Here is an 18,680-nt window from a genome sequence, read left to right on the forward strand (position 1 = left end):
CTGTTGCTGCCCCTTTCCGGGGTCTGTTGAAATCTTGTTATCCGCGTTGCGACGGGTGCCAGAATGTCACCGCCTTTTCGATCATGGCGACAACCCCGTAGAATGCCGTCCCGGCCAATGCGGCCACGACGATCTCGGCCCAGACCATATCCAGCGAGAGTTGCCCGACGCTGGTCGAGATCCGGAACCCCATGCCCAGGGTTGGCGAACCAAAGAACTCGGCCACGATAGCGCCGATCAGCGCCAGAGTGGTAGAAATCTTTAGGCCGTTGAAAATAAACGGCATCGCGGCAGGCAAGCGGAGTTTCAAAAAGCTCTGCCAATAGCTCGCCGCGTAGGTCTCCATCAGGTCGCGTTGCATGGCCGTAGCCTCCCGCAAACCGGCCACGGTGTTTACCAGCATCGGGAAGAACACCATTACCACGACAACGGCCGCCTTGGAGTGCCAATCGAACCCAAACCACATCACCAGAATTGGGGCCGTGCCCACAATCGGCAGCGCTGCGACGAAGTTTCCGACCGGCAGCAGCCCGAGGCGTAGGAAATCCCAGCGGTCCACCGCGATCGCCATCAGAAAGGCCGACCCGCAGCCGATGATATAGCCGCTCAGCGCGCCCTTGATGATGGTCTGCACGAAATCGGCCCACAGGGTCGGTAGGCTGCCGCCAAAGCGCACCGCAATCACTGAGGGTGCCGGCAGGATGACCAAGGGCACTTCGAGGCCGCGCACCACCAGTTCCCAGATGCCAATCACGGTCAGGCCAAACACCAGCGGCGCCACAAACCGCACCATCCGGGTATCGGCATAAGGACCGCTGGCCAGACGCCCGTTCATCCACCAGCCGAACAGCCATAGAAGGATTGCACAGAAAACAAGGATCATTGCGCCATCCCCATCCGCTTGAGCACCGTCCGCTCGACCAGCCCCAGCAACCCGACCAAACAGGCCGCCAAGATGGCTGCGGCAAAAAGGGCCGACCAGATTTGCACCGTCTGACCATAGTAGCTGCCCGCCAAAAGGCGTGCGCCCAGACCGGCAACCGCCCCGGTCGGCAACTCACCCACGATGGCCCCGACCAGAGAGGCCGCGATGCCGATCTTCAGCGAGGTGAAAAGGTACGGCATCGACGCCGGCAAACGCAGTTTCCAGAACCCCTGAGACCGGCTGGCGTTGTAGGTCTGCAACAGGTCCAGTTGCATAGCGTCCGGGCTGCGCAGGCCTTTGACCATGCCGACGACGACAGGAAAAAAGCTAAGGTAGGCCGAGATGATTGCCTTGGGGATGATCCCTTGAATCCCCACGGAATACAGCACCACGATGATCATCGGCGCCAATGCGATGATCGGAATGGTCTGGCTGACGATGGCCCAGGGCATTACTGACAGGTCCATGACCCGGCTGTGCACGATCCCAACGGCCAGCAAAATGCCCAGCCCGGTGCCAATCGCGAAACCCAGCATCGTCGCGCTGAGTGTTACCCAAGAGTGATAGATCAACGACCTCTTTGAGGTAATCTTCTTCTCAACCGTTGTGTCCCACAACTCCTCGGCGACCTGATGCGGAGCAGGCAGACGCGGTCGCTCCTGCTCCCATGTTTCGTCGATGGCGTAAGGGTTGTCGATGACCAGCTCAAACTCGCTCATGTCGCGCCGGTCCACCGCCTTGGGCGGGTCAACCTGCTCACCTGCCCGTTCGAATTCGTTCAGAACGCCTTTGATGTTCATTGGCACGCTGGCGGCGTACCAGAACAGAATGATGACGCCGACAACAGTCAGGACAGCGCAAACAGCTCTGATACTGGCACTAGTCATCCGAATGCCCCGCCCGTAGGCCCTCGCGCACGCGATGGGCGACTTCGATGAACTCCGGCGTGTCACGGATATCCAACGGGCGCTCCTTCGGCAGAGGGCTATCGATCACGTCCGTAATCCGCCCGGGCCGCGGGCTCATCACCACGATCTTGGTGCTCAGATACACCGCCTCGGGGATCGAGTGGGTGACGAAACCAATGGTCTTGCCCGTCCGCGCCCAAAGCGCCAAAAGCTGTTCGTTAAGATGGTCGCGCACGATCTCATCCAAAGCGCCGAAAGGTTCGTCCATCAGCAGGATATCGGCATCGAACGCCAGCGCCCGCGCAATGCTGGCCCGTTGCTGCATCCCGCCCGACAGCTGCCACGGGAACTTGCCACCAAACCCAGCAAGATCAACGAGTTCCAGAACCTTGCTTACGCGTTCTTCCTGCTCGGCAGACGAATAGCCCATGATCTCAAGCGGCAGTTTGATGTTCTTGGCAATGGTCCGCCAAGGATACAGACCCGCCGCCTGAAACACATAGCCATAGGCCCGGTTCCGCCGCGCCTCGTCCGGGGTCATGCCGTTGACGGTCAGCGCCCCTCCGGTCGGCGTTTCCAGCGCCGCGATACAACGCAGAAAGGTGGTCTTGCCGCACCCCGAGGGGCCGATGAAGCTGACGAACTCGCCTTTGTCGATGGTCAGGTTCACGTCCTTTAGCGCGTGAATCGGCCCATCATTGGTTTGGAAAGTGAGATCCAGTTGCCTTGCCTCGATCACGGGCTGGGTAGTGCTTTCAGTGTTCATTCCATTGCCTTGAAAAGGTTTGGCTTTGGGCCGCCTGATGACGGCCCGCGCATCACACACCCGTCGCCGGGATACCCGTCCGCTCGACCGGCCGCGGTGCAGTCAGCTCTTTCCAGGTGCTTAGCGCCTTGTTCACGTGGCCGTTGGGTTCGCGTGCCACAAAGTCACCGTGTCCTTCCTGAGTGCGGATTTCACCGTCATGCACCGCCACCTGACCACGTGTCAGGGTAAAGCGCGGCAGACCTTTGACCTCTTTCCCCTCGAACACGTTGTAGTCAATCGAGGATTGCTGCGTATCCGCGCTGATCGTCTTGGTCTTTTCAGGGTCCCATACGACGATATCTGCATCGGCGCCCACAAGGATCGCGCCTTTTTTCGGATAGCAATTCATGATCTTGGCGATGTTGGTTGACGTCACCGCAACGAACTCGTTCATCGTCAACCGTCCGGTGTTCACCCCATGCGTCCACAGCATCGGCATCCGATCTTCCAGCCCACCAGTACCGTTCGGAATCTTGGTGAAATCGCCCACGCCATAGCGCTTCTGCTCAGTCGTAAAGGCGCAATGGTCGGTGGCCACGACGCTGAGCGTTCCAGAGTGCAGACCGTTCCACAGACTGTCCTGGTGCTGCTTGTTCCGGAACGGAGGGCTCATGACCCGCCGCGCCGCGTGATCCCAATCCTGGTGGAAATACTCGCTCTCATCCAGCGTCAGATGCTGGATCAGCGGTTCCCCCCACACCCGTTTGCCGTTCATCTTGGCCCGGCGAATGGCCTCATGCGCCTCTTCGCAGGAGGTATGCACCACGTAAAGCGGCACACCCGCCATATCGGCAATCATGATGGCGCGGTTGGTGGCCTCACCTTCCACCTGCGGCGGACGCGAATAGGCATGCGCTTCGGGGCCGGTGTTGCCTTCGGCCATCAGCTTGGCCTGCAGCTCGGCGACGACGTCGCCATTCTCGGCATGGACCATGGCAATGCCGCCCAGCTCTGCCAGGCGCTTGAACGAGGCGAAAAGCTCGTCATCGTTCACCATCAATGCGCCTTTGTAGGCCATGAAGTGCTTGAACGTGTTGATGCCGCGCGTCTCGATCACCGTCTTGATGTCGTCGAACACCTGCTCGCCCCACCATGTCACGGCCATGTGGAAGGAGTAGTCGCAATTCGCTCGCGTTGACTTGTTGTCCCAGCGTTTCAGCGCGTCCAACAGGCCCTCACCAGGGTTCGGCAGCGCGAAATCCACCACCATCGTGGTGCCCCCGGCCAATGCCGCCCTCGTCCCGCTTTCGAAATCATCGCTGGAGTAAGTGCCCATGAACGGCATTTCCAGATGGGTATGCGGGTCGATCCCGCCCGGCATGACAAAACAGCCCGTCGCGTCCAGCTCTTTGTCCCCTTTCAGGTCCATTCCGATCTCGGTGATCACCCCACCTTCGACCATCACATCCGCCTTGTAAGACAGATCGGCGGTCACGACGGTCCCGTTCTTGATAACAGTGCTCATTTTAATCTCCCTGTTGCGGTCTGCGCCGCTTGCTTCATCTGGCCAAAAATATCCCGGGGGAGTCGCCCTGTGGGCGACGGGGGCAGCGCCCCCTATTCCACGATTTCCGCCGTCTCGACGACCGCATGAAACAGAACATCCGCCCCGGCCGCAGCCCATTCCTTGCTGATCTCCTCGGCCTCGTTGTGGCTCAGCCCGTCCACACACGGACACATGACCATTGCGGTGGGTGCCACGCGGTTGATCCAGCACGCATCATGCCCCGCGCCCGAAATGATGTCGGTATGCGAATAGCCCAGCCGCTCGGCCGCATCCCGCACGGCGGCGACGCAGCCGTCGTCAAATTTAACCGGATCAAAACCGCCGACCTTCTCGAATTCGATCTGCAGGCCCATTTCTTCGACAATACCCTCTGCCGCGACACGCAAGCGGTTCTCCATATCCGTGATCACGTTCAGATCAGGCGAACGGAAATCGACCGTGAACACCACCTTGCCCGGGATCACGTTGCGCGAGTTCGGATAGACATCGATATGCCCCGCCGCACCCACAGCATGAGGCGCATGAGACCACGCGATCTCATCCACTTTCTCAAGAATCCGCGCCATCGCCAGACCCGCATTCTTGCGCATCGGCATCGGGGTCGAGCCGGTATGGGCGTCCTTGCCCGTCACCGTGATCTGCGTCCAGCTCAGGCCCTGGCCATGGGTGACGACGCCGATATCCTTACCCTCGGCCTCAAGGATCGGCCCCTGTTCAATGTGCAATTCAAAGAAAGCGTGCATCTGGCGGGCGCCGACCTCTTCGTCGCCCCGCCAGCCGATGCGCTGCAGCTCATCGCCGAATTTCTTGCCTTCAGCATCCTCACGATCATAGGCCCAATCCTGAGTGTGCACTCCAGCAAACACGCCCGAGGACAACATCGCTGGCGCATAGCGCGTGCCTTCTTCGTTGGTCCAGTTCGTGGCCACAATGGGATGTTTGGTCTTGATGCCCAGATCGTTCAGAGTGCGGAGAATTTCCAAACCGCCCAGAACGCCCAACACACCATCATACTTTCCGCCCGTCGGCTGCGTGTCTAGGTGCGAGCCGACATAGACCGGCAATGCCGCGGAGTCGGTACCCTCTCGGCGGGCAAACATGTTACCCATCTGGTCCAAACCCATCGTGCAACCCGCATCTTCACACCATTTCTGAAACAGGGCCCGCCCCTCGGCATCTTCATCCGTCAGGGTCTGGCGATTGTTGCCACCCGCCACACCGGGGCCGATCTTGGCCATCTCCATCAGACTGTCCCACAACCTGTCGCCATTGATCCTGAGGTTCTGCGCCGGAGCTGCCATTTTCTACTTCCCTGTTGCTTGCGATTTGGCTCGCTTTTGGTGTCTTGATTTGACCATCTGGTCAAACTCACGCTATCACGGGTTGGTCATCAGTCAAGAAATTGCGAGACGCCGTCGATAATTTTGGCATAAACGGCGCCTGCTTGCCGGAAAAAGAGACACCCTGAAAACATGCCCAAAGACCGCGCCCCAACCAGAATTCAGAAAAAGAACCGAGCGGCGATTCTGGACGCTGCCCTGAATGTGTTTTCGGCCCACGGGTTTCGCGGCTCGACCGTCGACCAGATCGCAACCGAAGCCGGGCTGAGCAAACCGAACCTGCTGTATTACTTCCCATCGAAAGAGGCGATTCACACCGCTCTGCTGTCCGGCTTGCTGGATGTCTGGCTTGCCCCGCTGCACGATCTGGATGAGAACGGCGATCCGATGCAGGAAATCCTTTCCTACATCCACCGCAAGCTGCAGATGAGCCGCGAATTGCCGCGCGAAAGCCGCCTGTTTGCCAATGAGCTGGTTCAGGGCGCGCCGCGCATTCACGACGCGCTGTCGCAGGATTTGAAACAGCTGGTGGATGAGAAAACCGCAATCCTCAAGCAATGGATGGACGACGGCAAAATCGCGCAGGTTCATCCGTACCACCTGATCTTTTCGATCTGGGCGCTGACACAACACTATGCAGATTTCGACGTTCAGGTGCGCGCGATTCTGGGTGATGAAGATCCCTATGAGGGCGCAGAGCCGTTTATCGACACGCTTTATCGGAAATTGCTGACACCATAGAAAAAGGGGCCGCTAACCGGCCCCTTCCTGTGTCTGACAGCTCTGTTACTCGGCCGCCTTCGCCATCGGATTGTTCGGATGTGTCGTCCAGTTGGCATAGTCGGGCTGCACCTCCAAACCGGTGCGCGGATCGACCTCTCCGGCCGCCATCGGCACCATCGAGATACATCCATCCACCGGACAGACATCCACGCAAAGATTGCAGGCGACGCATTCGTCATCCTTGACCTCGAAAACCCGGTCCTCGGACATCGAAATCGCCTGATGGCTGGTGTCCTCGCAGGCGGCATAGCAGCGGCCGCATTTGATGCACTGGTCCTGATCGATCTTGGCCTTGGCCACGTAGTTCAGGTTCAGATATTGCCAGTCGGTTACGTTCGGAACGGCCAGACCGACGATTTCCGAAACGTCCTTGTATCCCTTTTCGTCCATCCATTTGGACAGGCCAGCGGTCAGTTCGTCGATGATCTTGAACCCATAAGTCATCGCGGCGGTGCAGACCTGAACGGTGCCGCAGCCCAAGGCCATGAACTCTGCCGCATCGCGCCAAGTGGTCACGCCGCCGATGCCCGAGATCGGCAGCCCGTGCGTGGCCTGCGCCCGTGCGATTTCGGACACCATCGACAGCGCGATCGGCTTCACCGCCGGGCCGCAATAGCCACCATGGCTGCCCTTGCCGTCAATCGAGGGTTCAGGGCTGAACGTGTCCAGATTGACACTGGTGATCGAGTTGATGGTGTTGATCAGCGACACCGCATCCGCACCGCCGTTCCTGGCAGCTTCGGCAGGCTTACGGATATCGGTGATGTTCGGCGTCAGCTTCACGATAACTGGGCGGTCATAGTATTTCTTACACCAGCGGGTGACCATCTCGATATATTCCGGCACCTGCCCCACGGCCGAACCCATGCCGCGCTCGCTCATCCCGTGCGGGCAACCGAAGTTCAACTCGATCCCGTCCGCGCCGGTCTCGGCCACGCGCGGCAGGATGGCTTTCCACGCCTCCTCCTCGCAAGGCACCATGATCGAGGCGATCAGCGCGCGATCGGGGTAGTCGGCTTTGACCCGCGCCATTTCCTCGAGGTTCACCTCAAGCGGGCGGTCAGTGATCAGCTCGATGTTGTTCAGGCCCAGCAGCCGACGATCAGCGCCATAGATCGCGCCATACCGCGGCCCGTTCACGTTCACGACCGGAGGCCCCTCGGCCCCCAGCGTCTTCCACACAACACCGCCCCATCCGGCCTCGAAAGCGCGGCGGACGTTGTATTCCTTGTCGGTTGGCGGCGCCGAGGCCAGCCAGTACGGGTTCGGGCTTTCGATGCCCAGAAAGTTTGTCTTCAAATCAGCCATTTATCCGGCCTCCCTGATGCAGTTCAGCATCTTTGTCTTTGAGTTTTACGCAGTCAGGCTCGCGTGGATATCCATCGCGGCGTCACGGCCTTCGGCCACGGCAGTCACGGTCAGGTCTTCGCCCCCAGCCGCGCAGTCCCCCCCAGCCCAGACACCGGCCAGCGAGGTACGGCCAGCCTCGGTCACGGCGATCTTGTTGCCGTCCAGCTTCAGCCCCTCGGGCGCGCCGTCCAGTTTCTGACCAATCGCCTTGAGGACCTGATCCGCAGGCAGGCGGATCATCTCTCCGGTGCCCGAAAGCTGACCGTTGTCGCTGGAAGTATACTCCAATTCGATCTCAGCCGCCGCCCCGTTTCCATGCACGGCCACGGGCTGCACATTGGTCATGATTTTCACACCATGCGACGCCGCCAGATCCTGCTCGTATCGGCTGGCGCCCATCGCGTCCCGGCCACGCCGATAGGCGATGGTCACGTGCTCTGCGCCCAGCAGTTTCGATTTCACAGCCGCGTCCACTGCGGTCATGCCGCCACCGATGACGACGACATTACGACCCACCGGCAGATCCGCCAGATCGGATGCCTGACGCACGTCCGAGATAAAGTCGACGGCAAAGCGCACGCCGTCCTTCTCGGCCCCCTCTGCGCGCAAGGCATTCACCCCAGCCAGACCGATGGACAAGAAAACAGCGTCGTAGTTTTCGACCAGCCCGTCCAGCGAGACGTTCTCACCCAGCACCGAACCGGTCTCAATCGTGATGCCGCCGATATTCAGCAGCCAGTCCACCTCGGCCTGCGCAAAGTCATTGGTCGATTTATAGGCGGCAATGCCATATTCGTTCAGACCGCCGGGCTTGGGTTTGCTTTCGTGGATCACCACGTCATGCCCAAACATGGCCAGACGGTGCGCGCAGGCCAGACCCGCAGGCCCTGCCCCGATTACCGCAACGGTCTTTCCAGTCGGCGCGGCGCGCTCGAACGGATGGTCCCCCGCAGCCATGACACTGTCGGTGGCGTAACGCTGCAAGCGGCCGATCTCAACCGGAGCGCCCTCAGCGGTTTCACGCACGCAGGCTTCTTCGCATAGTGTCTCGGTCGGACACACGCGGGCGCACATGCCGCCCAAGATATTCTGCGCCAGAATCGTCTCACCCGCCGCCTCGGGTTGCCCGGCCTGAATCTGACGCATGAACAACGGAATATCGATATCCGTCGGACAGGCCGTCACACATGGCGCGTCATAGCAGAAATAGCACCGATCCGCGGCCACTGCCGCCTCATGCGCAGCCAAAGGCGGATGAAGATCGGTAAAATTCGAGGTCAGCTCATCGCTGGAAAGCCGCCCGGAGACAATGCCGGGGGCAATCTGGCCCTGTGCCATCGCTCTACTCCCTGTAGATATGTTTGCTATGCTCTCAGCTTGCCACAATCTGATTTTTTATCAATTGGTAAAATTTATAAAATCGTCAAAAACCGCAAAAACGGGCTGGATTACCCCGATTTCTCGAGTAAAACCGCCTGTTTTTCTTGCATGCCGAAAACGCGCAACACATGAGATGTGCCGATCCGGCCTCTGGTTGCATGGAAACAAAAGATTCCCCGCATCTGGTTTTGACGGGCCTTGCTGCGTGCTGTAGGTCAAACACAACGAGCAGCGCCGGACAGCGGCCAGATACGTGAAAGTCACCTGATGCAGGCCAGCCCTTCGAAGTTCAACATCGTCATCATCGGGCAAAACAACCGGCTGCAATACGAGGCTCTGTTGTTCGCGGCCTCTCTGCGCCATAGCTCTCCGCACTTTCAGGGGCGGCTGTTTGTGGCGGTGCCACAGCCCGGGCCACGCTGGCGCCAGGACCCGAGTATCCGAAACGAGGACGTACTGAAAGCCCTGCGACAATTGGATGCCGAGATACTGCCTTTCGACACTCACGTCTTCGGCGACAGCTATCCCTATGGCAACAAGATCGAGGCCCTTCTGGCCCTGCCCGAAGGCGAGCCCTTCGTCTTCTTTGACAGTGACACGCTGATCACCGGTGACCTGACCACGGTTCCTTTTGACTTCAACCGCCCCGGAGCCTCGCAAAAGGTCGAGGGCACTTGGCCCAAACCTACGCTCTATGGCCCCGGCTTCGATGGCATCTGGCACGCTCTGTACCGCCGCTTTGGGTTGGATTTCGAAAGCTCTCAGGACACCAGCCAGCCGGTGGATTACTGGCGACGGTATCTGTATTTCAACGCAGGCTATTTCTTCTATTCCTGCCCGCGCAAGTTCGGAGAGCGGTTTCTGGACTATGCCCGCACGATCCGAGATGAGGACATCCCGGAACTGGCCGGGCAGAACCTTGACCCCTGGCTGGATCAGGCCGCTCTGCCGTTGGTCATCCATTCCTTCGGCGGCGGGCGCGACACCCTGCCCCCCGGCCTGCTGGACGGGTCGGTCAGCTGCCACTATCGGCTGTTCCCTCTGCTCTATGCGCGTGAGAGTGACCACGTGGTCGAGGTATTAGAAACCGTCGCGGCGCCGAACCGGGTCAAGAAGGTGCTCAAAGGGTATGAACCAATCAAGAAGCTGGTTTTGCAACGCAAGGGCCACAGGATACGCGACCTGTTCGACCGCGAAAACCTGCCCCAGCGCGAGCAGGTCATTCGCAACACGATCCGCAGTAAGGGCCTTTGGATGCGCTGACAGGATTGTTGTGCGCGCGCGCCGGATCGCCTAGAGATTCAGCAACACACATTCCAACAGGAGATTTCGACGATGTCTGACGGCCCCACCTACGGTTTCGACACATTGCAGATTCACGCGGGCGCCCGCCCCGACCCGGCGACTGGTGCGCGTCAGACTCCGATCTACCAAACCACGGCTTACGTGTTCCGCGATGCCGATCACGCGGCGGCCCTGTTCAACCTGCAAGAGGTGGGCTTCATCTATTCCCGCCTGACCAACCCGACCGTGGCTGTTCTGCAGGAACGTATCGCCACGCTTGAGGGCGGCGTTGGCGCGGTGTGCTGTTCTTCGGGTCACGCGGCGCAGATCATGGCGCTGTTCCCGCTGATGGGGCCGGGCTGCAACGTGGTGGCCTCGACCCGTCTGTATGGTGGCACGGTCACACAGTTCAGCCAGACCATCAAACGCTTTGGCTGGTCGGCCAAGTTTGTGGACACCGACGATCTGGACGCCGTTAAGGACGCGATCGACGAAAACACCCGCGCGGTGTTCTGCGAATCCATCGCCAACCCTGGCGGCTATGTCACCGATATCCGCGCGCTGGCCGACGTGGCCGACGCGGCGGGCATCCCGCTGATCGTCGACAACACCTCGGCCACGCCCTACCTGTGCCGCCCGATCGAGCAAGGTGCCACTCTGGTCGTGCATTCGACCACCAAGTACCTGACCGGTAACGGCACCGTCACCGGCGGCTGCATCGTGGATTCGGGCAAGTTTGACTGGTCGGCGAATGACAAATTCCCGTCGCTCAGTGAGCCGGAAGCGGCCTATCACGGGTTGAAATTCCACGAGACGTTCGGCCCGCTGGCCTTTACCTTCCACGGTATCGCCATCGGCCTGCGCGATCTGGGCATGACCATGAACCCGCAAGCCGCCCACTATACTCTGCTGGGGATCGAGACCCTGTCCCTGCGGATGGAGCGCCACGTCGAAAACGCCCAGAAGATCGCCGCATGGCTCGAGGCTGACGACCGCGTTGATTATGTCACCTATGCGGGCCTGCCCTCCTCGCCCTATCACGACCGGGTTCAGGCGCAGTACAAGAAAGGCGCCGGCGCCCTGTTCACCTTTGCGGTCAAGGGCGGCTATGACGCCTGTGTCAAACTGGTGAACTCGCTTGAGATATTCAGCCATGTCGCCAACCTTGGCGATGCGCGGTCGCTGATCATCCACTCGGCCTCGACCACCCACCGGCAACTGACCCCGGAACAGCAAGAGGCCGCAGGTGCTGGCCCTGGCGTCGTGCGTGTGTCCATCGGCATCGAAGACGCCGACGACCTGATCGCCGATCTGGATCAGGCGCTGGCCAAAGCTTCGGCCTGACGGATGAGCGGGCACGACTCCAACGATCTGGGCCAACCCATCGGCCAGCCGGTTTCGGGCGACTTCCCGCGCCCGACCCCGCCCTATACGCCGATGGAGGGCCAGTATTGCTCAGTCGTGCCGCTGGATGTGAACCGGCACGCGCCCGGACTGCACCGGGCGTTTGCCAACGCCACGGATGGCCGCAACTGGACTTACCTGCCCTATGGGCCATTCGACTCGGAGCATGAATTTGTGGAATGGGCCCGCGCGACCTGCATGGACGCCGATCCGATGTTCCACACGGTGCTCGACGAAAACGAGACGCCGGTCGGCATGGCCTCGTTCCTTCGCATTGAACCTGCGGCAGGGGCAATCGAAGTGGGCCATATCCACTTCTCACCCCTGTTGCAGCGCAGCCAGCAATCGACCGAGACCATGTACCTGATGATGCGCCGCGTTTTCGACGAGTTGGGCTATCGCCGGTACGAGTGGAAATGCGATGCGCTGAACGAGGTGTCCCGCACCGCCGCCGAACGGCTGGGCTTTACCTTCGAGGGCATTTTCCGGCAGGCGACCCACTACAAGGGCCGCAACCGGGATACGGCGTGGTATTCTATCCTCGACAGTGAATGGCCACGCATCAAGACCGCGTTCGAAGCCTGGCTGTCACCGGACAATTTCGACCAGACGGGCCAGCAGCGGCAGTCGCTGCAAGCCCGTGCCAAAACTTCTGGATCAGTCGGCAATCCCGAATTCCATCATCACGTTGACCGAGACTGAAATCTCGCCGCCCGCCACCGGAACGCCGCCCGCTTCGGCCATGCTCATTGCGCGCAGCTGCGGCGCGGGACGAATACCACCAGCCTGTTCGCTGATCGTCTGAACCTGCCCCAGAGTCACATTGGCCGCCTGCGCCAGTTGCCCGGCCTTTGCAGTGGCCTCAGCCACGGCCTTGGCGCGTGCCTCTGCCTGCAGCGGCGCGGGGTCCTGCACACCAAAGCTCAGCCCGCCAAAATCATTGGCGCCGTCCTGAATGACCGCATCCATGATCGAGCCCAGCTTGGTCAGATCACGCACACGCACCTGGACATTGTTCGAAGCGACAAACCCGGAAATCTCGGGCCGTTCGCCGCTGGGGCTATTGCGCCCTGACCACACCGGCGACAGCGACAGGTCGCGGGTTTGTACGTCGCGGGATTCGATACCCATATCCTCCAGCCGCTTCAGAATCTGCGCAACAGCGTCAGAGGTCGCCTGCATGGCATTTGACGCCTCGGCATCTTCGTTCGTCACGCCCAGGGTAATGGTCGCCATATCGGGTGCGGCCTGAACGGTTCCGGCCGCATCCACCGTGATGCGACGTTCTTCCGCATGGGCCATGCCTGCGGCTGTCACGGCCAGTATGGCGGCCAGAAAAGCGATTTTCTTCAAGGTCTTCCCTCCAATTTCTACAGCACCAACATGGGGATGCGGGGCGTGGTCAAACAAGGGGAATGTCTGGCTTTTTCTTTCCCTCGGCGGGAACCTGCTTTAATGTCGTCCTGCGGACGAGATGTCGTTTGCATTGATGCTGACAATTATGGTTCCTCGGGAATATGAAACCCGCATTTGCGCTGTCTTTTTCTGCGACCGGAATATCTGTGCACCACCAGTCGGACGGCGACTGGTTTTGCATTGGTGAGGTTGCGCTGGATGCACCGGACCTGAACGCGCAGCTTCTTGCCTTGCGGGACAAGGCCTTTGCGCTGGAAAACAACTTGAACTGCAAGGTCGTGATTCCGGCCGGCCAGGTTCGGTTCCTGTCGGCGGAGACCGGCGGGGAAACACCGGAACAAGGCGCCAAACAGGTCCAATCCACGCTGGCCGATGCAACGCCCTATTCGATCGAGGAGCTGGTTTTTGAGACCGCGACGGTCGGCACCACGACCTATGTTGCGGCCATCACCAAACAGACGCTTGGCGAAGCACGTGACTTTGCGACCGAGCACGGGTTCATTCCTGTTCAGTTCACGGCAGACACCGATCAGTCCCAATTCCCGTCCGAGCCGCTGTTTTCGGACCAGAAAAGCGAAGTCCCGGCAGTGGCGAAAGGCACGGATACCCCCGCGCCAAACGTTCACGCCATCGCGGACACGACGGCTCCGGATGTGTTTCGCGCGCCGTCCGACAGTGCAGCCCTTAAGCCAAGCTTTGATGCACGCGCCAAACGATACGTTGCACCGGCAGCGGCTGCGCTGGCTATCGCAGTGGCGCTGGGGGCATGGGCTCTGATCGCACCGGATGGCGACGAAGAGCCGGAAACGGCGCGGGTCGAAACCACCCTGCCCGCACCTGATACTCAGGTCAGTGACACCACACCGGAAGCCCCGGAGCCGCCCGCCGAGACGGTCGAGATAGCACCGGATGATGCCGTGGATGAACCCGGGCTTTCGCCCACAGATTCCGCAATCCTCGAAGCGTTGAACGTGGCGCCAACGCAGGTCGAAGAGATCGATCGTGATCCCGAACCGCAGGACATCCCGGCACAGCCCGGCATCGAGATCACCGAACCCGAACCGCTGACACCTCCGGTTCTACCCCCGCAGGAGGAGCTGTATCTGGCCTCGGTCGACAATTCCAACCTGTCCAATGACGCGATTGCCCTGCCGCCGGTCGACAGCTTTGCCACCGACGCGCCCTTTGATCAGATCGCGCTGCCCAGCGTTGCCGGGTCGCGGTTCGATCTGGATGACCGCGGACTGGTTGCCCCCAGCGCCGAAGGTACGTTGAACCCGGACGGGATTGTCGTTCACCTCGGACGCCCGTCGAAGGCACCGCCTGAACCTCCTGTGCGGTTCGAGCAGGAGCCGAGCCCTGAAACCCAGTCTGACCGGCTGGCCGGGTTGCGGCCCAAACCGCGCCCCGGCGATCTGGCCGAACGGTTCGAGCGTCAGCAGTTGGGTGGACGGTCCCGCGCGGAACTGGCGGCGCTGCGCCCCAAAGTTCGTCCTGCGTCCCTGGAACGGCAAGAGGTTGAAGAAACACCCATTGTAATAGGAGGACTGCGCGTTCCACGCCCCAAGACGCGCCCAGCGGGTCTTGTTCCGTCAACCAGCACCCAAACTGCCAGCTTGGGTTCGGCAGCTGGCATTGATCAGCTCGAAGCCGGGTCATTCCAGCCCAAAGCCGTGGCGCCGAAGATTCCGTCATCAGCCTCGGTGGCGCGGCAAGCGACGCTCGATAATGCGTTGAACCTGCGCAAACTGAACCTGATCGGCGTCTACGGCACGCCCGCCAACCGCCGGGCGCTGGTGCGCATGCCCAGCGGCCGCTACAAGAAACTAAAAGTCGGTGACAGGCTGGACGGCGGCAAGGTCATCGCCATCGGTGACAGCGAACTGCGCTATCAGAAAAAAGGCCGGAACGTAACACTGAAGATGCCGCGTGGCTAAAGCGGGCGAGAACACCCGCTTTAACTTGCAACCTCAAGCCGCTGAAATTTCGCCGCTTTCGATCTGCTCTCGCTCAATGGATTCGAACAAGGCCTGGAAGTTCCCCTCACCAAAGCCATCATCGCCCTTGCGCTGAATGAACTCGAAAAAGATCGGGCCAATCACGGTTTTCGAGAAGATCTGCAGCAGAATTCTGGTCTCGCCTCCATCCAGAACGCCTTCACCATCGATCAGGATGCCGTGTTTCATCATCCGGTCCAGCGGCTCTTCGTGGTCGGTGACGCGATCCTTGGACATCTCGTAATAGGCCTCGTTTGGCCCGGGCATGAATTTCAGCCCTTTCTCGGCAATCGCATCAGTCGAGGCATAGATATCCTCGCTGCCCACGGCGATATGCTGAATGCCCTCACCCTTGTACTTGTTCAGGTAAGACACGATCTGCCCGGTCTCACCCCGATCTTCATTGATCGGAATACGAATACGGCCACAGGGCGACGTCAGGGCACGGCTGTAGAGGCCGGTATACTTACCCTGAATGTCAAAAAAGCGGATTTCGCGGAAATTGAACAGGGTCTCGTAGAACTTAAACCACTTGTCCATATTCCCGGTATAGACGTTGTGCGTCAGGTGATCGAGGTAATAGAAGCCATCACCACGTGGCTTGGATTGTTTGGCCCAGGTAAACTCATGGTTATAGGGCGATGTGTCATGGTATTGGTCGATGAAATAGATCAGCGACCCGCCGATGCCCTTGATTGCAGGAACATCCATGGTCTTGTCTGCCGCGTCATAGGGTTCGGCGCCTTTGGACACCGCATGGTCATAGGCCTTTTTCGCGTCCGCCACGCGCCAGCCCATCGCCGATGCGCAGGGGCCGTGCTCGGCAACAAACCGCGCGGCAAAGCTTTCGGGGTCGGCGTTCAGAATGTAAGTCACGTCGCCCTGCTGCCACAGTTCAACCGCGGGCCTGTCCGTATGATAGCCAACCTGTTCAAAGCCCATTTTGGCGAACAGATCACGCAGTTCCTGCGGCTCAGGATGCGCAAATTCCACAAACTCAAACCCGTCGGTGCCGACCGGATTTTCCTTGCTGATGACAGATTTCGGGGTGTTGTGAGGGAAAGGGCCCATGGCGTGCCTCCTTAAAACAGGAATTTCTTTGCTGATTCCAAAATACGCCTTAATCGGCGCTGTTTCTGCGCATTGTTTTCGTGTAACCTGATAAAAAACGCGCAAAGCCCGCATTATTTCGAGCATCAATGAAGAAAGCCCGCACATGCTGGATACCACCGACACGCGCCTGCTGTCCGCCTTGCAGAAGGATGCCCATCTGACCGCGCACCAACTGGGCGAAATGCTGAACCTGTCCCCCAGTCAGGCCGGGCGGCGGCGACAGAGGCTGGAGGCCGAAGGCTACATCACCGGATATACCGCACGGCTGGACCCGCTTAAGCTGGGGCTGCACGTGCAGGGGTTCGTTCAGGTGCATCTGGGCACCCACGGCCCCGAGCAATCGGAGAGTTTTGCCCGCATGGTTCATTCGCTCCCCGAGATCACCAGCGCCTGGACGATGACCGGTGAGGCAGATTACCTCTTGCGCGTCTATTGCGACGATCTATCTGCGCTCAACCGCTTGCTTCATCAGGTGATACTGCCGCATCCTGCCGTGGCACGGGTGCAAAGCCAGATCGTGATGGACCAGCTCAAACGCGACGCCCCTTTGCCCACCTGACCTGACCGAAAGGACCGACATGGACGATTTCCTCTACCAGGCCTCGATCTATCTGGCAGCCGCCGTGATCGCCGTGCCCCTGTCGGCGCGTCTGGGGCTGGGGTCCGTGTTGGGGTATCTGGCCGCAGGCATCGTCATCGGCCCCGTGTTCGGGCTTGTCGGTGCGGAAACCGAAAGCCTGCAGCATGTGGCCGAGTTCGGTGTGGTCATGATGCTGTTTCTGATCGGGCTAGAGCTTGAGCCCCGCGCGCTGTGGGATATGCGGGACAGGTTGCTCGGCCTGGGGGGCCTGCAGGTCGGCTTGTCTACTGTCGCCATCGCCTGCGTCGCCATGTACGCAAACCACCCTTGGTCGGTTGCATTGGCGGTTGGGTTGACCCTGTCGTTGTCCTCGACCGCGATCGTGCTGCAAACGCTTTCGGAAAAGGGGTTGATGCAGACCAATGGCGGCCGCGCCACGTTCTCGGTGCTGCTGACGCAGGACATCGCGGTGATCCCGATACTGGCGCTGCTTCCGTTGCTGGCGCTGCCTTCCATACCGCATCTGAAAAGCGACGGGTCGATCGACCGGGGCGTGAAAGACCTTCACGACGCTGGCCATCACAGCCTGTCGCTGGTCGAAGGCCTGCCCGGCTGGGCCGTGACACTGGTCACCATCGGCGCGATTGCCTTCGTGATCCTTGCCGGTGTCTACCTGACGCGGCCCCTGTTTCGCTTTATCCACGCGACGCGCCTGCGCGAGATGTATACCGCTTTGGCGCTGATGATCGTTGTCGGCATCTCTTTCCTGATGACACTTGTCGGCCTGTCCCCTGCCCTGGGCGCGTTTCTGGCGGGTGTAGTTCTGGCCAGCTCGGAATTCCGCCATGAAATGGAAAGCGACCTTGAACCGTTCAAGGGCCTGTTTCTGGGCCTGTTCTTCATCACGGTCGGTGCCGGGATCGACGTCGCCTATTTCTTCAATGACCCACTCGAACTGATCGGATTGGCCCTTTTGGTTATTCTGTTCAAAGGGATCATCCTGTTTCTGGTCGGACGCGCCTTCAATTTGCGTGGTCGGGATCACTGGCTGTTCACGTTAGGCTTGGCACAGGCGGGTGAGTTCGGCTTTGTCCTGCTGGCCTTCTCGACCCAGCAGAATGTCATTCCGTCCGACCTGTCGCAGAAACTGCTGATGATCATCGCCCTGACCATGCTGATCACGCCGCTGCTGTTCATCATCTATGATCTGTTGTCCCGCCGGATTCGGGACAGTGGCCCGCAGCCGGAACCGGATACGATTGACGAACAAGGCCCGGTAATCATCGCAGGTATCGGCCGCTTTGGTCAGATCGTGAATCGTCTGGTCCGTGCCAGCGGATTCAAAACCATCGTTCTGGACCACGATATCGAAACGATCCAGCTAATGCGCCGCTTTGGCGTCAAAGGGTTTCTGGGCGATCCAACCCGGCCCGAGTTGCTGCGCGCCGCTGGTCTGGAAAAAGCGACCGTGCTTGTCGCTGCTATGGATGACCGCAAACAGGTGACACGGATCGTCAGCTTTGCCCGGCGTCAGCGCCCGGACCTGCACATCATCGCGCGCGCCCATGACCGCACCCATGTGTACGAGCTGTATCAGGCAGGCGCGAACGACATCGTGCGCGAGATGTTCGACAGTTCCCTGCGGGCCGGGCGCTATGTGCTCGAGAATATCGGCCTCAGCGAATATGAGGCCGCGCAGGCCGAGCAGACCTTCTATCACCACGACCGCGCATCGATCCGCGAACTGGCCGAATTGTGGATCCCCGGGATGCCAACGGCGGAAAACAAGAAATACATCGAACGCGCACAGCAGTTCGAAAAAGACCTGGAAACCGAGCTTCTGGAGCTGGCCGAAAAGCACGCCCAGAAATCGGCCTGACCCAGT

At 60.1% G+C, this 18,680-nt stretch carries 16 protein-coding genes; 7 read left to right on the forward strand and 9 right to left on the reverse strand.

The window, feature by feature from the left end; genetic code table 11:
• Positions 1-37: 37 nt before the first annotated feature.
• From ACR0DO_RS01575 to ACR0DO_RS01595, 5 genes are all read right to left on the reverse strand, one after another.
• Positions 38-883 carry an ABC transporter permease gene (locus tag ACR0DO_RS01575; RefSeq protein WP_480556304.1) on the reverse strand — a complete coding sequence of 282 codons (846 nt, stop codon included), beginning with the start codon at positions 881-883 and terminating at the stop codon, positions 38-40.
• Positions 880-1,812 (reverse strand): ABC transporter permease, encoded by a 933-nt coding sequence (locus tag ACR0DO_RS01580; RefSeq protein WP_480556306.1) that lies wholly within the window; start codon positions 1,810-1,812, stop codon positions 880-882. The genes ACR0DO_RS01575 and ACR0DO_RS01580 overlap by 4 nt, the downstream gene beginning before the upstream one ends.
• Entirely contained in the window at positions 1,805-2,599 is a 795-nt protein-coding gene (locus ACR0DO_RS01585; protein ID WP_480556308.1) for an ABC transporter ATP-binding protein, read from the reverse strand. The genes ACR0DO_RS01580 and ACR0DO_RS01585 overlap by 8 nt, the downstream gene beginning before the upstream one ends.
• Before the next feature lie 52 nt (positions 2,600-2,651).
• Positions 2,652-4,106, reverse strand: a complete 1,455-nt coding sequence (gene hydA / locus ACR0DO_RS01590; protein ID WP_480556310.1) for a dihydropyrimidinase — start codon at positions 4,104-4,106, stop codon at positions 2,652-2,654.
• A gap of 92 nt (positions 4,107-4,198) precedes the next feature.
• Positions 4,199-5,449 (reverse strand): Zn-dependent hydrolase, encoded by a 1,251-nt coding sequence (locus ACR0DO_RS01595; RefSeq protein ID WP_480556311.1) that lies wholly within the window; start codon positions 5,447-5,449, stop codon positions 4,199-4,201.
• Between the two features lie 171 nt (positions 5,450-5,620).
• Here ACR0DO_RS01595 and ACR0DO_RS01600 point away from each other — a divergent pair, with 171 nt between their 5' ends.
• The gene (locus ACR0DO_RS01600) at positions 5,621-6,229 is read left to right on the forward strand and encodes a TetR family transcriptional regulator C-terminal domain-containing protein (protein ID WP_480556313.1); all 609 of its coding nucleotides are present in this window, start codon (positions 5,621-5,623) and stop codon (positions 6,227-6,229) included.
• Between the two features lie 45 nt (positions 6,230-6,274).
• On the opposite strand, the gene preA is transcribed toward ACR0DO_RS01600, so the two are convergent.
• Both preA and ACR0DO_RS01610 read right to left on the reverse strand, forming a co-directional pair.
• Positions 6,275-7,579 (reverse strand): NAD-dependent dihydropyrimidine dehydrogenase subunit PreA, encoded by a 1,305-nt coding sequence (preA, locus tag ACR0DO_RS01605; RefSeq protein WP_480556315.1) that lies wholly within the window; start codon positions 7,577-7,579, stop codon positions 6,275-6,277.
• A 45-nt stretch (positions 7,580-7,624) separates the two neighbouring features.
• Complete coding sequence (locus ACR0DO_RS01610; protein ID WP_480556317.1) at positions 7,625-8,959, reverse strand: NAD(P)-dependent oxidoreductase; 1,335 nt, start codon at positions 8,957-8,959, stop codon at positions 7,625-7,627.
• 309 nt (positions 8,960-9,268) lie between these two features.
• Between ACR0DO_RS01610 and ACR0DO_RS01615 the strand changes: the two genes are divergently transcribed.
• The 3 genes from ACR0DO_RS01615 to ACR0DO_RS01625 all read left to right on the forward strand — a co-directional run bounded on the left by ACR0DO_RS01615 (position 9,269) and on the right by ACR0DO_RS01625 (position 12,391).
• On the forward strand, positions 9,269-10,264 hold the full coding sequence (locus ACR0DO_RS01615) for a hypothetical protein (RefSeq protein WP_480556958.1): 996 nt from the start codon (positions 9,269-9,271) through the stop codon (positions 10,262-10,264).
• Between the two features lie 72 nt (positions 10,265-10,336).
• Entirely contained in the window at positions 10,337-11,629 is a 1,293-nt protein-coding gene (locus ACR0DO_RS01620; RefSeq protein ID WP_170441963.1) for an O-acetylhomoserine aminocarboxypropyltransferase/cysteine synthase family protein, read from the forward strand.
• Positions 11,630-11,632: 3 nt separating this feature from the next.
• Positions 11,633-12,391, forward strand: a complete 759-nt coding sequence (locus ACR0DO_RS01625; protein ID WP_480556319.1) for a GNAT family N-acetyltransferase — start codon at positions 11,633-11,635, stop codon at positions 12,389-12,391.
• Here ACR0DO_RS01625 and ACR0DO_RS01630 read toward each other — a convergent pair.
• A complete protein-coding gene (locus ACR0DO_RS01630; protein WP_480556320.1) occupies positions 12,347-13,042 on the reverse strand; it encodes an SIMPL domain-containing protein in 696 nt (231 codons plus the stop codon). The two genes, ACR0DO_RS01625 and ACR0DO_RS01630, sit on opposite strands and share 45 nt — an antisense overlap.
• A gap of 164 nt (positions 13,043-13,206) precedes the next feature.
• Here ACR0DO_RS01630 and ACR0DO_RS01635 point away from each other — a divergent pair, with 164 nt between their 5' ends.
• Positions 13,207-15,042, forward strand: a complete 1,836-nt coding sequence (locus ACR0DO_RS01635; protein WP_480556322.1) for a hypothetical protein — start codon at positions 13,207-13,209, stop codon at positions 15,040-15,042.
• A gap of 33 nt (positions 15,043-15,075) precedes the next feature.
• Here the strand turns inward: ACR0DO_RS01635 and hppD are convergent, their stop codons facing one another.
• Entirely contained in the window at positions 15,076-16,173 is a 1,098-nt protein-coding gene (gene hppD, locus ACR0DO_RS01640; protein WP_480556323.1) for a 4-hydroxyphenylpyruvate dioxygenase, read from the reverse strand.
• A gap of 145 nt (positions 16,174-16,318) precedes the next feature.
• On the opposite strand from hppD, the gene ACR0DO_RS01645 reads away from it, so the two are divergent.
• On the forward strand, positions 16,319-16,774 hold the full coding sequence (locus ACR0DO_RS01645; protein WP_170441945.1) for an Lrp/AsnC family transcriptional regulator: 456 nt from the start codon (positions 16,319-16,321) through the stop codon (positions 16,772-16,774).
• A gap of 19 nt (positions 16,775-16,793) precedes the next feature.
• Positions 16,794-18,674: a monovalent cation:proton antiporter-2 (CPA2) family protein gene (locus ACR0DO_RS01650; RefSeq protein WP_170441943.1), complete on the forward strand. Its 1,881-nt coding sequence runs from the start codon at positions 16,794-16,796 to the stop codon at positions 18,672-18,674.
• Positions 18,675-18,680 lie beyond the last annotated feature (6 nt).

The organism is Ruegeria sp. AM9 (assembly GCF_056540565.1).